This window comes from Paenibacillus sp. FSL R7-0272, assembly GCF_037969905.1.
Taxonomy (GTDB): domain Bacteria; phylum Bacillota; class Bacilli; order Paenibacillales; family Paenibacillaceae; genus Paenibacillus; species Paenibacillus polysaccharolyticus.
Map to the genome: position 1 here is coordinate 2982208 of NZ_CP150221.1, position 15375 is coordinate 2997582.

The following is a 15375-nucleotide window of genomic DNA, read 5'->3' on the forward strand; positions in this document are numbered from 1 at the left end:
ATGAATGATAGACTAGTATGGTTATTATATAAACATTTATTTAGTAACTAACATTAATTCAGTCAATTGAAACCAATTTTATTTAGCAAAGGAGATCTATGTTATGTCCGAACATACGGGAAAAGTCATTGTTATCACAGGTGGAGCAAGCGGAATTGGTAAAGAAACAGCACTGCAACTATCTGCACAGGGAGCAACAGTCGTTGTCGCGGATTTTAACGAAGAAGGAGCCAAACAGGTTGCGACCGAGATTGAAGCAACCGGTGGCACAGCCGGAGCTTATAAAGTAGATGTATCCAAAGGTGATGAGATTAAAGCTTTGATTGACTGGACTGTCGAAAAGTATGGAACATTCAATGGAATTTTCAACAACGCTGGGATCGGTCTTGTAAAGCCGTTTCTGGAGATGGACCCGGAATCCTATCACAAAGTTATTGATGTAGACCAACACAGCGTATACTACGGTATGTATTATGGCGCGAAGAAAATGGTTGAATTAAACGTACAGGGCACAATTGTTAATACAGCATCGATCTATGGAAGCGTGGCAGCTGTAGGTAGCTTCAACTACAATGCGGCGAAAGCAGCAGTAGTGATGATGTCCAAATCGGGTGCACTTGAACTGGCCGAGCATGGAATTCGCGTGTTGGGTGTGGCGCCTGGGTTCATCGAAACTCCCATTCTGGGAAATGACAAAGCCATGAAGGATGCATTGGCCACTCAACATATGCGCGGAGAGTTGATCCAGCCGGAAAAAGTAGCAAGTGTGGTGACCTTCCTGTTCAGTGATGCCGCGAGTGCAATGAACGGTACAACAGTGGCAGTTGATGATGGCTTCCTGAGTTTCAAAACGAAATAACGGGTTATCTAACTCTAAATCATATTGCATTTAAAATGAACCAAAGGCACAGGATGTAATCATCCTGTGCCTTTTCATGTTCACTCTTGTAATAAATTCATCATACAATAGTGTCGAATCATCCCGAAATTTAGGAGTTCATGATACAATATAAGGGCTGTTCGTTTTATCCATTTGTGGTGTCGTACACAATACGGACTCCGAGTGAGCCGTAACTTTCTTCTTTATAGTGACAATGAGTGCAGGTTTTGACAGAGCATAATTCATCATGATGTGTTTGTAATTTTTCGTTACAGCGAGGACATGTATTCACAAAAAGTGTCTTCAACACATTCAACATGCTTAATCACTCATTTCTGATTAAATTACTTGGTTTTAAAGTATTATACCCGAATCCAAGTGTCCTGTATATGTTTTTTGGAATGAAATTTTATCTTTTTTTTGATTTCGTATCTTCGTATTATCTTCATGAAAGGAAGGTTATAGCCGATGGATCTTTTGCTGTTCTTCATCATGTTTATACTGGGTCTAATCGGTTCATTTTTCTCCGGATTGCTTGGCATTGGTGGAGCGATCATCAATTTCCCTCTCCTGCTGTATGTGCCGGAAATGGCAGGGCTCGAACCGTTCACGGCTCATCAGGTGTCAGCCATCAGCATGTTTCAAGTATTCTTTGCTTCGCTTGCGGGCGTAGTTGCATTTCGCAGAAAAGCAAAAGCAGGCAAAACTAGCGGCGCTGTGATTGATTCCAAACTGGTACTGTACATGGGAAGCAGTATTCTGGTGGGCAGTTTAATTGGTGGTTTTATCTCAGGCATGCTGGCTGAACGTATGATTCATCTCGTTTATGGCATACTGGCGATCATAGCGATTGTTTTAATGCTCATCCCGAGCAAGGGGCGGCTGGATCTGGACCAACCGTTAACGTTTAATAAAATGATTGCTTCAAGTACTTCGCTTGCTGTGGGGATCGTTTCAGGAATTGTCGGGGCTGGAGGTGCATTCGTACTCATCCCTGTTATGTTGACTGTTCTGAAGATTCCGGTTCGGACAACGATTGCCTCATCCCTTGCGATTGTTTTCATCTCTGCAATAGGAGGGGTTATAGGGAAGTTATCTGCGGGAGACATTCCGGTGGAGCCGATTATTTACACGGTGCTGGGAAGTTTGATTGGCGCTTCGATTGGCTCGAGAGTAAGTTCAATGGTTAATGTGCGGCTACTTCGATATGCGTTGCTTCTTCTGATCGCGATTACTGCGGTTAAAGTATGGTCTTCGATATTCTAATTTAACGCTCTTATCTCTCAGACATTAGCGATTTCGTAACCAAACGGCCGAAGTGCCGTATATAGGATATGAACATGAGCGGACCATGTTTAACTTTAACTGAAGTTGAGGGATCGACCGATGAACAACGTACTTATGAATCAGACGAAAGCCGAGGCTAATGCGGATGAGGCTTATCGTCACGCAGAGCAGAAAGCATCTCAGTATTTTGTGACACTCTCTCAGCGACTGCTGAATAATACTCATATAGATACACTTACGAAAGATTTTAGAACTTGGCAAAAAAAACATATCCATCGTTGGAGCTGGTTATCCTGGTTCGCTGGCAAAAGAAAACCGGATGCCGCTGACATTCAGAAATATATGCATTGGCTCAATGCGACAGGCAAGATCGATGATTATCTGGATCGCAGCATCTCATATATCTACATGCGCGATCTGGGGCAGGCGCTGGATAACCCGAAAACAAAAGACAAGATTCAGCGTATCGCTAAGGATACCCAAGCATATTTTATGCGTGTCGCAAGTGAACAACAACGTCAGGCTGACTACATAAGCCCGGCAGCATTATATCGGTGGGGACAGCGAGAACAGATTGAAGAGGCAGTCATCTGGGTGATGGACAAATTAAAACATGTTGCAGCAAACATCCCACCAGAACTCGATGCGGCACAGGCTCAACGTAAACTGATCAAGATTATTCTGGGTGTCGTGCTTCACGTCGATGATGAGCTTACAGAGGACACGCCGCGGGAGGAACGGATCGCAAAGCTTGATGCAGCCATCAGGCTGGGTTATTCCTACGGTTTAACATACCCTTTTGTGGATGATCTTCTCGATTCTCAGGCGCTGACTACACAGGAAAAGGAACAGTATTCTGCGATGATACAACAAGCTCTGCTTACCGGCATTGTGCCTGATCTTGGAGAATGGAAGGGACCTCAGCTTGAAGTGATTCGGTATGTACACTCCGAGCTTCGAGAGGCCTTTGAATATATTCGGAACTATCAGCATGAAGAGATGCGACACACTTTTTTTGAACAGTCTTATGTGTTCTTTCAATCGCAGGAGATCGATCGTGGCAAGAAGTTATCCAATGCGCATTATACGAATGAAGAGCTGTACATTCCGATCATTATCAAGTCGGCGTCGTCGCGATTGATTGTTCGTTCTGTTCTGAGCGCACCGGAAGATGAAGGGTTTGATCTGCGCACCTTCCATTACGGGATTTATAATCAACTTGCGGATGATTTTGCGGATATGTTCGATGATATGCAGGACGAGGCCGTGACACCTTACACGTATTATTTGAAATATCGTGACCTGCGTCAGGATTTGATTAACCCGTATGAGCTGTACTGGGCAGTCATCTCGTTTCTAATCCATGATGTCTACCATTCCAATGCCAAGGCGAGGGAAGTTATACTGGATCGTGCGATTAACGGGCTGAAGCGTTGCAGAGAGCGGCTCGGTCAGGCGAAGTATGACGAGGTCATGACAATCTTTGCTTCAGCCCAACCGGGACTTAATCAAGTAGTACAACAAATGGTGCGAAAAGCAGATGACGTGGAATTTCTGGATAAATTGTTACGGGATCAGGTTGTTTCGCAGCTCAGTAATGATAAACAAGAGAAAGAGTCGTTCCAGCAGACGATCCGAACGGTACGTGAGCAGATCAATGTAGAACTGCAGATTAACAAAGCTACTGAAGAGCTCGAAATGAAGGGGAAGCTGATGGACGCGGCTAACTACAGTCTGCAAGGGGATGGCAAACGTCTGCGTCCGATCCTGACTTGGGTCATGGGTGTTCAGGAGTACGGGCTTAGCGAGTCGGCAATCATGCCGTTGTTACGCTCCATGGAATATATGCATACCGCTTCACTCATCTTTGATGATCTGCCCACACAGGATAATGCCGAGGTAAGGCGTGGACGTTCGACGCTTCATCAGTTGCATAATAGCGCGACGGCAGAACTCACAGGACTATTCCTGATTCAGCGAGCGATTCGTGAGCAGTCTTCATTGAACCGATTTGATGCGCAAACGGTGCTGAAGCTGATTCAATATTCGGCTATAAAAGCTGAAGATATGTGTATGGGTCAGGCGATGGATCTTGATTCGAAAGGGAAGCTGCTCTCGCTGGAGGAGCTAAACACGATTTGTTTTTACAAAACAGGCATTGCCTTTGAGGCGGCGCTGGTTATGCCAGCGATTTTGGCAGAAGTAAAGGAAGAAGAGATTGACGCGCTAAAAGCGTTTGCGTATCATGCAGGCATTGCTTTTCAGATCAGGGACGACTTGCTGGACTATGGAGGAGATCAACAAACCCTTGGCAAACCTGCCGGTCAGGATGAGCGAAATAACAATTCAACCTTTGTATCCATTCTGGGAGAGACAGGTGCTCAAAAAGCGATGTGGGAGCATTACTGTCTTGCTACGGATGCATTACGTCAAATGCCTAAACCGATTCCATTTTTAAAACATCTGCTGGATTATCTCGTCGGCCGTGAACGGTAAGGCTAACATTGAGGCTTTAACGGATTTACCGAACTTATAACTGTTATTCGATGTATACTCAATAAAACCCTCACCCGTATTTTAACGGGGCTGAGGGTTATTTTATTACGCATTTTTGATCCATAGCTTCGAGATATCCAGGAATCCAAACTCTGAAGTTTGCATGCCGTAGAAACTCTGGTGCAATTCCGCTTTTTTGTTCATATGACATCCGTACAACATCCAGCTATTTTCCCGCAGTAATTCTTCAGCCTGCTCCAGAAGATCGCTACGCTCGGAGTGAGGAAGCTGTGGAAAGGGATCCAGCAGGGAATCCAATATGGATTGAAGCTCGGGAGTCATGTACTCATGGAGCGTATTGCTTTGGTTTTTGAAAAAGTGAATCATGCCATACTGCCAGTCGTCCTCCAGTATTTCTTCTCTGAGAATCAAAGGTGCATCTGAGGTCTTCACGACATCCAGATAATCGTCAAAAGGCTCCAGGTCAATCCGTAATCCAATTTGGCGTCCGCGTTGTTGTATCCACTCCGCCACATCGGAATCTTTGTTCTTCTTATAAGATAACAAGAAGGATTCCCCTTGATAACCCGATTGTTCAAGCAATGCTTGGGCATCGACGAGTGATGTGGCTTCCCAGCTCTGTGCAGCGCTTTTCCAGGGGAGAAAACTGCTGGCGGGTGTAATTCGATTTTCACCCAAATCGTTCACCAGGTTGACCGGATCATAGACGATGCGCATGGCCTGACGGAAAGGGAGTGTATGATGGCAACCCGGGACATTGAAGTTGAAAAGCATATACTGACATCCCAGTGCAGGATAGTCGATATAATGAGGTCGCTCATGACTGCTTCCAGGCAGACTAAGCCGGTCAGTACCAGACATATCATAATAACCGTCGCTTGAAGCCGGCTCAGGGAGAAACCAGATGTGGATCTGATCGAGATGAGGACGGAAACCAAAATAAGCATCAAATGCCTTCAATTTAATCACATCTTCATTCATCTCGGTGATCTGAAACGGGCCTGTGCCGACCAAAGTCTGGTTCGAGTCATAATCCGCGGGCAGTACCGTCATCCGAATACAACTGAACAGATGCAGAAAAAAACGGTTCGCCCGATGCAATATAAACCTGATGCAATAATCGCCTTTCACTTCTGTTCGCTTAATATCACGGTACAGCCACAAAGACGAACAATTTGTATCAAACAAACGCATTAATGAAGCCTGAACATCATGAGATGTCATCACACGTCCGTCATGGAAACGAACCCCTTTTCGCAAATAAAATACCCATTCTTTATGGTCTTTGTTAGATTCCCATGTATGTGCAAGTGCGGGTAAGAAGGTATCGGTGTGGGCGTTGTAAGTAATCAGTGTGTTGCATATTTGGCCAAGAAGATAGGTTTCAAAAGCCGTATAAACCGAAGCCGGGTCCAGATCACCCAGTTGACGTGATCTCAACATGCGAAGTGTATCCTGGCCAGAGGCGGTTTCGGTGTAACTGCGAAATCCCATCTGCTCATGAAGAGCAAGCATTAGTTTTTCCCGCATCAAGTCATCGATTTGCACACTTCCAATCAACTCGATGGCTTCTTTCAGTTTGCCTTTGAATAACAGTTCAGTAAAGTTGGATTCTAAAGCATCATTCAGACTTCGCAGTAGTGTAAGCTCGGAATGATGGCCTCGTCCACGTCCAGGTTTCCAATGGATAAAATTCTGATCTTCCAGCTTTCGTAGAATGAATTTTACATTGCGTGGAGTGCAACAGAGGATGGAGGACAGATTCTCAATCGTTACGGGTACAGGTTCATTGATCTTAATCGAGAGCATATCAGAGCCAGCAAGTCTTAAAAAGTGAGTGTATATCGTATCCATGTGTATAGATCCTCCATAAAGGTGAAAAGTGAGAATGAAACATTACACTTTTACTTCCCCCTTTTATCTTTACAATTATACCTATGAGGATGAGAGAATTCATCCATTTTTCGCAGCAACAGGATAGATAGAGAACGCAGCAAGATAGGAGAATGAAAGATGAAGCATATTTTGAAGCAAATTCACCCGCTGGCCTGGACCATTATTATTGGGACGATGTTCGGGCGCCTCGTAACGTCGATGAGCATTCCGTTTCTGTCCATCTATCTGACACGTGTGCTTGAAGCCACGCCGACCCAGACGGGAATCACGGTTGCGGTAAGCTCGCTGGCGGGAGTGCTCGTCAGCTTTTACGGGGGATATATCTCTGATCGAATCGGTCGCAAAATCGTTATGCTCGTCTCGGTATTTAGTTGGGCCGCTGTATTTTTCATTTTTGCGGCAGCTGAACATCTATGGGTGTTCTTTGTTGCAAACACGTTAAACGGTTTGTGCCGGGCTGTGTTTGAGCCAACCTCAAGAGCGTTGTTATCTGACATAACTTCACCGCAGAACAAACTGCTAGTGTTTAATCTGAGATATGCAGCGATTAACTTGGGGGTTGTGTTCGGGCCAATTATCGGATTTCAGCTGGGATCATCGGAATCGACGTTTCCTTTTGTGATCTCGGGGCTCGTTTATATTGCGTATGGTCTGATTCTGGGACTTCAATTTAAACTGCATCACGCCAATTTGCCCGGACGTCTAGAGGTTATTGCACCTCGTCTGCGCGAAGCCCTCATGACCACCGGACGGGATCGGGTATTCTTGCCTGTGCTGATTGGGACGACGTTTTGTGTGTTAGGTTATGGCCACTTCAGCTCTACGTTAGCGCAGTATTTGGCGAGAAGTCCAATCTTTGAAAATGGAAGTCAGATGTTCTCGTATATGCTTTCACTCAACGCAATCACCGTGCTCATCATCCAGTATCCACTCGTTCGTACTTTCCGGAATGCACCGCCGCTTGTACCGCTTATTTTGGGGAATCTGCTTGTTGCAGCAAGTCTGTTGTTATTTGGTCTAGCCGAAGGGATTGTACTGATGATGATCAGTGTCATCTTGTTTACAGTAGGGGAAGTGCTGCTCTTTACCATGATGGATATGCTTATCGACCGAATTGCAAAGCCTGAATGGAAAGGAACGTATTTTGGTACAATCGGTTTCAACAATATTGGAAATGTTGCGGCTCCGGTCATTGGTGGGTTGCTGTTAAGCCAGTTCGGTGCGGGAAATGGACTAGCCATCTTTATTCCCATTGCTATAACGACTGCACTCGGGGTTCCTTTTCTACTGATAGCACATAAGCGACTTGTCAGCAGAGAAAAGCAAACACCTGAATCTGTACAAATTGGACTCTAACAGATGAAGTAAATAACAATTCAGTTAATAATTATGTTGACGTATAAAGAATGAGCGAATACAATAAACAACAAATATGTGGAACGGGTGGGATAAACAATGATGGATCAGCCAGCGCAGGTGCTTCAACCAATAATTGAATATGCATGAGCATAGTGACATTATCCAGGTAGAGTATTGACCATGTTTGGACAGTCCAGCTTACTGCAATCCTGTCTGGACGCTCATTCATACTGCGATGTTAGAGAAGAAGCTGAAATGTCACATTTTCTGGCTGGCTTTTCGATCCAATCAAGCTGTAGATGAACTTCGTTCATCTATGGCTTTTTTTCATTCCACCAGACGGTTCACATGGAAAGGAGCATGAGTAAGAGTAAAAGTGAAAGGAAAAAAGCAAGAACTGAAATCGATTCCAAGTTGTTACTTAAGTTCGATCTATATCCATAAGAAAGGAAGAATAAACTATGGTTAATGCATGCAAACAATGTGTTTCTTCGGGAGGCCTTGCTGATTACAATACGCTCATACATGATTCGTCATAGCGAAGGTAATCAAAAGTGTAGTTGGAAGATTCAACATTCAAATGATAATTATGCGCGCGAAAAAGTATAAATCCGAGTGAAATTTTTAATTAAAGGGGTGGGGCTGGTGCCCAAAACAGAAAAACGCTCCATGTCATGGCTGCTACGATATTTAAAGCCGGTGAAAGGAAAGCTGGCCGTGTTGCTGATCATGTTGTTAACATCAACAGGGCTGCAGCTTCTCAATCCACAGATTATTCAACGTTTCATTGATACGGCTGCAAGCGGCGGGATTCTGGGTGATCTGGCACAGCTTGCTGGGCTTTTCCTGCTCATTGCCGTGAGCAATCAATTGATCACGATCGCGGTCAGTTATTTAGGAAACGATGTAGCCTGGCGGGCAACCAACCGGATGCGTGGAGATTTACTGAAACATTGCCTGAGGCTGGATATGCGTTTTCATAACGTCAAAACACCTGGAGAGATGATTGAACGCGTGGATGGCGATGTAACGAGCATTTCGAACTTCTTCGCTATGTTTATCGTACAGGTCATCGGCAGTTTTGTTCTGCTCGCAGGTATTCTGGGATTCATGTTTACGATTAATGTGCCAATCGCACTGGTTATGACCGTATTTACGTTATTATCTATTCTGTTCATGGTCATTATTCGCAATCTTGGAGTGGAGTCTTCCAAAAATGAGCGCGCCGCCAGTGCTTCCTTGTTCAGCTTGATTGAGGAACGAATTGCCGGTATTGAGGACGTGCAGGCGAATGGACACGTACCATATGTGATGAACCGATTCTTTCGTACGATGCGCACCGTTTTCCTCAAAGGCCGGAAGGCATGGATGCTCAGGGTTATCCCTTGGAACACCACGGTGGTCATGTTTATTGTATCCGTTACGGTCGTTTTGCTTCTGGGTGTGCACTACTATATCGAAGGTGCGATCAGCATTGGAACCTTGTTTTTGATCTATCAATACAGCCAGATGTTGAATGAACCTATCGAGTTGCTTGGCGATCAGGTACAGGAGTTTCAAAAGGCAAAATCAGGTATGCTTCGTTCACGCGAATTATTGTCTTTACGAAGCGAGATTGAGGACGGAAGCGAAGAGAGGTTACCTGATGGCCCGCTTGGACTGGAGTTTAATCAGGTGTATTTCAGTTACAATGAGGATAAACCTGTGCTTCAGGATATCACCTTTGCGGTGAAACCGGGAGAACGGCTAGGCATCATCGGTCGAACGGGAAGTGGAAAATCAAGTCTGAGCCGTGTTCTTCTACGTCTGTACAATCTGGATCAGGGCACGATTCGTATCGGTGGAACTGATATTACGAAGTTATCCATGCAGGCTCTGTATCGCAGAGTGGGGATGGTGACACAGGATGTGCAGTTGTTTGATGGTACGCTACGTGACAATCTGACTTTGTTTAATTCAGAAGTATCGGATGCCATGATTAAGCAAACAACAGAGCGACTGGGGTTACATCACTGGATTGATACACAGCCGGAAGGCTTGGATACACATCTAACTGCAGGAGGTGCTTCATTATCCGCAGGGGAAGCGCAGCTCTTTGCTTTGACCCGTGTATTTCTAACGGAGCCGAGTCTGGTCATACTGGATGAGCCTTCTTCACGGCTTGATGCAGCGACCGAGAATTTACTTCAATCTGCTATTGATGAATTAATGAAACGATCAACAGGTATCATTATTGCGCATAGATTAGCCACGCTGGAGAAGGTGGATAAGATTATGGTTCTTGGTGGAGGCAAGCTGCTGGAATTCGGATCAAGAGTGGAGCTTGCGAATAATCCGTCCTCCCATTATGCACGACTTCTGGTCACGGGCCAAGAGGAGGAACTGGCATGAATGTAACAGGATTTATAGGGCGCTTGTTTCGCTTTAAGCCTTATTTGTTTCTTATTAACGGTTTGTTATGGTGTATGTTTCATTCGCTTCCCCTAGCAATGGGGCTTGGGATGCAGTGGTTCTTTGACCGGACGTCAACAGGAAGGGCTGACTATATGTGGCTTGCTGTACCGCTCATTGTTATCGCGTTGTTCCGCTTGACCCGTGTAGGCACGTTCTTTGTCGCATTCCATGCTTGGGTGACCTATATGTATCATATTCAGGCCATTTTGCGGACGAATATGCTGGCTGGCATTATGCGCTGGCCGGGAAGGAATCTTCCTGCATCTCCGGGTGAAGCGATGAGTCGTTTCCGGGATGACGTCGATGAAGTGGTTGAATATATCGAATCCTGGGTGGATTTTTGGGGTCGATTGGTTTTTGCAGTGGTATCCATTGCGATCATGGCCAACATTAACTGGAAGATTACACTTGTTGCTGTTTTACCGCTTTTGGTGGTAACGCTTCTGAATAATCTCTCAGGTAATCGTGCAAGAAAGTATGCACAGGTTAATCGTGAAGCCACAGGTCGTATTACCAGTTTTATTGCCGAGACGTTTGGGGCTGTGCAGGCACTGAAGCTGGGTCAGGCAGAAGAACATGTCTCCACACGGTTCAACCGGCTGAATGAAGAACGGCGCCAGGCTGCTTTAAGAGACAATCTGTTCAAGCAATGGATGAAGTCACTTAATCAGCATGTGCTAAGTATATGTACCGGGCTTATTTTGTTGATGTGTGCTGCGGAAATGAAGGCGGGTCACTTTACGGTGGGTGATTTTGCCTTATTTACGAGTTATCTCGTTAATATCGGGTTCAGCATTTCACTTTTCGGATACATGGTATTCCAGCATAAAAGACTCAAAGTGTCTTATGATCGGATGCGAACACTTTTTCGTCCAGGTGAAGAGGATCGGATTATGGAGAAACGGGAAATCTATCTTAATGAAGAGCCGCCAGAGCCAGTAAACGAAGCAAGAAATCCGAAGGAGAAATTGCGTGAACTTGAAGTGAATGGTCTTAGCTATCGCTATGAGCAATCCTCAAACGGTATACAAGACATCAACTTCAAGCTGAAACAGGGACAATTTCTTGTCATTACAGGACGCATCGGTTCTGGTAAATCCACACTGGTTCGTACACTGCTTGGACTTCTGCCCAAGCAACAGGGTGAAATTCTCTGGAATGGAGAGCACGTAGATCCGGCAACATTTCTTATGCCACCTAGAGCTGCATATACGCCTCAAGTTCCAAGGCTGTTCAGTGACACGCTCAGAGAAAATATCGTTCAAGGTAAACAGGGGAATGTAGATCAAGCGCTGGAAAAAGCCATTCGACTGGCTGTTTTGGATAAAGATATCAAACAGTTGGATGAAGGATTGGAAACACCTGTAGGACCAAGAGGTGTCATGTTATCCGGAGGTCAGATTCAGCGATCAGCAACAGCGCGAATGCTGATGACCGAGGCAGATCTGTTTATCTTTGATGATCTGTCCAGTGCGCTTGATGTGGAAACAGAGCAGCTGGTATGGGACGGACTCTTTAAAGAGAGAGATGTCACATGTATTGCCGTATCTCACCGCAAGGCCGCTCTTACCAAGGCAGATCACATTATCGTTATGAAAGATGGTCGTATTGAAGCCGAAGGAAACCTGGCCGATTTACTTGAAAGCAATGAAGAGATGCAGTTGCTATGGCAGGGAGAGCAGGTGCCAGTGAAGGCAGGATAGTATAGGTTTTAACGAAACGGATAGAGCAGCAATGTGATAATTCAGATGTTATAAAAAAATGACAAAAAACCGTACAGATCATGCCTGAATGCAGGCGTAGGATCTGTACGGTTTCTTCACTTTTAATAAAGCCCGGTAGAAATGTCTATTGTCTTATTTTCTTTAAGCAATCAAGGAATACGCAATGATAACCAAGAAAATGATAGTGATATGGTTAATGGAAAAAATAAACATACGCTGTGACCATTTTTTGGTTTCTTTCTTGTCAAACGTAGCCACACTAAGAATAAGCCAAGCCAGACTTACCAGAAAAGCCACGATGGCAACAAACGGGCTCATTGGCCAGAACAGGAAGCTGGAAAGCAACAGCAATACCAGATAAACATTTGTTTGTACATAAGTACGTCCAATCCCTTTTACCACAGGTAACATCGGAACACCTGCCGCCTTGTATTCATCGAAGCGACGAATAGCGATACCGTAGAAATGGGGCATTTGCCATAGTAACATCGTTACGACCAGTGCCCAGATTTCAAAGTGTCCAAGTTCCGGAGAGATGGCTGCCCATCCAATCAGCGGAGGAACAGCACCTGACAGACTACCTACCTCAGTGTTGTAAATCGTTGTACGTTTGGTCCACATCGTATATGGAATGACGTAAAGGAACAAACCAAGAAGGCCAAAAAAAGCGGCCGATGGAGATGCAATGTACAGCATAATCGCACCAATCAACGTAATCGTAAACCCTAGAATCAGACCAGACTTGGTATCGACCCGCCCTGTGACGGTAGGACGTTTCTTCGTACGTTCCATAATCGCATCAATGTCACGGTCATACAGATTGTTGAACACCCCAGCTGCTCCGATGATTAATGAAGAACCGAGAAATGAAAGTAAAATCGGAACAATATTAGCAACGATAGATGCATCAAATACATATAAAGCTAAACTTAAACCTGCAAACATGGCGATCAAGTTGGACTTGATGATTCCAATTTTGATCGTATCTAAAAATACTTTTGGAATCGAGCTGTACTCCAAGCTGATATTGGCTTGTGATTCATTATTTAATGTTTTCAAATACTCACTTCCTATTGTTTGTACTTAATATAATATGTGTCCATTATATCATTCAATTCGCGTTGTGATTTAAATTACATTCTAGTATTTATAATAATGTCATTTGATTGTGAACAATTTAAAAACAAGAACTTTTTTAATTGTTAAAACAACAGTTCTGTGCTACGCGCGTATTTTCGAAAGATTGTCATCGTTTAATTGTAGAAATGAAACAAAGATATTGCAAATACGAAATAATAACTGTATTGTAGATATAAGATATCTCTAATGGTCTTGTTCAAGAGACATAAAGTCTGGATTCCACTATCTGTTAGAAGGGACGCTATTAGATATTTCACATGTCTTTGCTTCTTAAGTACCAAGTGTGCAGAAGAGAGAGAATATTTTTTTTGTTACTATTAGAGATATTAAATGTCTGGAAAGGATGTTATATATGAATGAAGATCGTAATGCATTTGATGTCGTAATCGTGGGGGGAGGGCCTGCTGGACTTAACGCTTCACTGGTACTCGGGAGAGCCCGAAAACAGGTGCTTGTTATTGATGATCAGAAACCTCGTAATTGGGTTACCCGAGAGACACACGGCTTTTTAACTAGAGATGGCGTGAGTCCACAGGAATTCCGCAGAATTGCAAAAGAAGAGATCGCTGCGTATCCTTCGGTGCAATTTGCATCAGATACGGTAACAGAAATCACTGGAAATGACGGCGATTTTGTTGTTCAAACAGTCGAGGGAAAGCAGTATGACGCGAAAAAGGTTTTATTTGCTGTTGGTAAAAGAGATTTACCTTTGGAGATTACAGGTTTATCTGAAGTCTACGGAAAAAGCGCATTTGTCTGCCCATACTGTGATGGATGGGAACTCAGGAATCGGGAGCTTGTCATCATTACCAGCGCCAACCACGCATTACATATGGCTAAACTAATCTCTGGCTGGACAAGTCAATTTACGCTGTGCATCCAGGATACCAATCTTTTGGAAGCAGAACAGAAGCAAGAACTTTCACGTCATGGGGTGCAGGTTTACGAAGCTCCTATTCAATCGATCAGATCGGAGGATGGAATGGTAAGCGCAGTTGAACTGAGTGATGGAACATGGATTCCTTGTACGGGCATCTTCTTCCAGCCCAAGCTTCAGACGGGTTCAGATTTGCCCCGAATCATCGGTTGTGAGATGACGGAGACAGGAACCATCGTCGTTGATTCACAGGGAAGAACATCTGTCTCTGGTGTGTTTAGTGCTGGAGATGCCGCATCTGAACTGTATCAGGCGATCACGGCAGCATCGTTAGGAGCGTTAACCGCAGTTAGTATTAATAATGAGTTAAATCTTGAAACTTGGGATTGTAAATAAAGCGTAACAATAGGAAGTGAAACCGCCAGCTGATTCTCGATTACATGTCGATAAGGCTGACGGTTTTACTTATGTCTCTATATAGTAGGGAAGTGTTATTTTTTCGTAAAATTTAAAATAAAAGCATTGACATGTTGCCCGCGAGCGACTTTAATTATATAGACCGATTGTTATAATTTATTGAAGGAAGTGGCTTTCTTTGAGTGAAAAGTCGAATGCCAGAGATCTTATTGTTGGCACAGCAGCGAGACTTTTTTTTTCACAAGGGTATCATGCGACCGGTCTGAATCAGATCATTAAGGAGAGTAACACACCGAAAGGTTCGTTATATCATTATTTTCCTAAGGGGAAAGAAGAGCTGGCTCTCGAATGCATTCAATCAGCCAATGCCCATATCTTGCAAAGGTTCGAGGAAATTTTTGCAGCCCATGAGACGACTGCAGAAGGCATTCGGCAATTCATTTATGAAACAGCGAATGAAGCCGAAGCCTGTGGTTATACGGGGTTTCTGCCATTCAGCTTCTGGGCTGCTGTAGAGACTTCCTGTATCAGTCAACAGTTGCGTACGGCTTCACAGAACGTATTTGCAGGGTGGCAGGATATTATCGCAAGGCATCTCATGTTGGACGGTATTAGTGAAGAGAAGGCTCGTGAGACGGCAATGCTCGTAATTTCTCTGATGGAAGGCGCATTGATCATTACGCTGACCAATCAGGATAAACAGCCGATGCTGACGGCTGCGGATTATTTGTCAGTTGTAGCGAAGAATGTCCAGCAGCATCAATAGTTGTACCAAGAGAAAGAGAAAATAGAAATCGCAGGATATGTTTGAGGAGGATGGGATC

Annotated in this window: 10 protein-coding genes; 8 read left to right on the forward strand and 2 right to left on the reverse strand. The window is 44.4% G+C overall.

Features of this window, described 5'->3' with window-relative positions:
• Positions 1–103: 103 nt before the first annotated feature.
• The 3 genes from MKY23_RS13250 (at position 104) to MKY23_RS13260 (ending at position 4663) form a co-directional block, all read left to right on the forward strand.
• Complete coding sequence (locus MKY23_RS13250) at positions 104–859, forward strand: SDR family NAD(P)-dependent oxidoreductase (RefSeq protein WP_339838708.1); 756 nt, start codon at positions 104–106, stop codon at positions 857–859.
• A gap of 489 nt (positions 860–1348) precedes the next feature.
• A complete protein-coding gene (locus MKY23_RS13255; RefSeq protein ID WP_154984141.1) occupies positions 1349–2146 on the forward strand; it encodes a sulfite exporter TauE/SafE family protein in 798 nt (265 codons plus the stop codon).
• A gap of 135 nt (positions 2147–2281) precedes the next feature.
• Entirely contained in the window at positions 2282–4663 is a 2382-nt protein-coding gene (locus MKY23_RS13260) for a polyprenyl synthetase family protein (RefSeq protein ID WP_339838710.1), read from the forward strand.
• A gap of 105 nt (positions 4664–4768) precedes the next feature.
• On the opposite strand, the gene MKY23_RS13265 is transcribed toward MKY23_RS13260, so the two are convergent.
• Positions 4769–6538 carry an ABC transporter substrate-binding protein gene (locus tag MKY23_RS13265; RefSeq protein WP_339838713.1) on the reverse strand — a complete coding sequence of 590 codons (1770 nt, stop codon included), beginning with the start codon at positions 6536–6538 and terminating at the stop codon, positions 4769–4771.
• A gap of 159 nt (positions 6539–6697) precedes the next feature.
• Between MKY23_RS13265 and MKY23_RS13270 the strand changes: the two genes are divergently transcribed.
• From MKY23_RS13270 to MKY23_RS13280, 3 genes are all read left to right on the forward strand, one after another.
• Positions 6698–7936, forward strand: coding sequence for an MFS transporter (locus MKY23_RS13270; protein WP_154984139.1), 1239 nt, complete (start codon positions 6698–6700; stop codon positions 7934–7936).
• A 648-nt stretch (positions 7937–8584) separates the two neighbouring features.
• Complete coding sequence (locus MKY23_RS13275) at positions 8585–10330, forward strand: ABC transporter ATP-binding protein (protein ID WP_154984138.1); 1746 nt, start codon at positions 8585–8587, stop codon at positions 10328–10330.
• Entirely contained in the window at positions 10327–12096 is a 1770-nt protein-coding gene (locus tag MKY23_RS13280; protein WP_339838717.1) for an ABC transporter ATP-binding protein, read from the forward strand. Before MKY23_RS13275 ends, MKY23_RS13280 begins: the two co-directional genes overlap by 4 nt.
• A gap of 162 nt (positions 12097–12258) precedes the next feature.
• On the opposite strand, the gene cyoE is transcribed toward MKY23_RS13280, so the two are convergent.
• Positions 12259–13176 (reverse strand): heme o synthase, encoded by a 918-nt coding sequence (gene cyoE, locus MKY23_RS13285; RefSeq protein ID WP_253494804.1) that lies wholly within the window; start codon positions 13174–13176, stop codon positions 12259–12261.
• 433 nt (positions 13177–13609) lie between these two features.
• On the opposite strand from cyoE, the gene MKY23_RS13290 reads away from it, so the two are divergent.
• Together MKY23_RS13290 and MKY23_RS13295 are read left to right on the forward strand one after the other, a co-directional pair.
• The gene (locus tag MKY23_RS13290) at positions 13610–14530 is read left to right on the forward strand and encodes an NAD(P)/FAD-dependent oxidoreductase (RefSeq protein WP_154984136.1); all 921 of its coding nucleotides are present in this window, start codon (positions 13610–13612) and stop codon (positions 14528–14530) included.
• A 199-nt stretch (positions 14531–14729) separates the two neighbouring features.
• A complete protein-coding gene (locus MKY23_RS13295) occupies positions 14730–15317 on the forward strand; it encodes a TetR/AcrR family transcriptional regulator (RefSeq protein WP_154889367.1) in 588 nt (195 codons plus the stop codon).
• Positions 15318–15375: the final 58 nt, after the last annotated feature.

Bases quoted from the DNA above. Each gene is read 5' to 3' on its own strand.
- MKY23_RS13250 (WP_339838708.1), top strand. From the start codon at position 104: ATGTCCGAACATACGGGAAAAGTCATTGTTATCACAGGTGGAGCAAGC.
- MKY23_RS13255 (WP_154984141.1), top strand. From the start codon at position 1,349: ATGGATCTTTTGCTGTTCTTCATCATGTTTATACTGGGTCTAATCGGT.
- MKY23_RS13260 (WP_339838710.1), top strand. From the start codon at position 2,282: ATGAATCAGACGAAAGCCGAGGCTAATGCGGATGAGGCTTATCGTCAC.
- MKY23_RS13265 (WP_339838713.1), bottom strand. From the start codon at position 6,538: ATGGATACGATATACACTCACTTTTTAAGACTTGCTGGCTCTGATATG.
- MKY23_RS13270 (WP_154984139.1), top strand. From the start codon at position 6,698: ATGAAGCATATTTTGAAGCAAATTCACCCGCTGGCCTGGACCATTATT.
- MKY23_RS13280 (WP_339838717.1), top strand. From the start codon at position 10,327: ATGAATGTAACAGGATTTATAGGGCGCTTGTTTCGCTTTAAGCCTTAT.
- MKY23_RS13290 (WP_154984136.1), top strand. From the start codon at position 13,610: ATGAATGAAGATCGTAATGCATTTGATGTCGTAATCGTGGGGGGAGGG.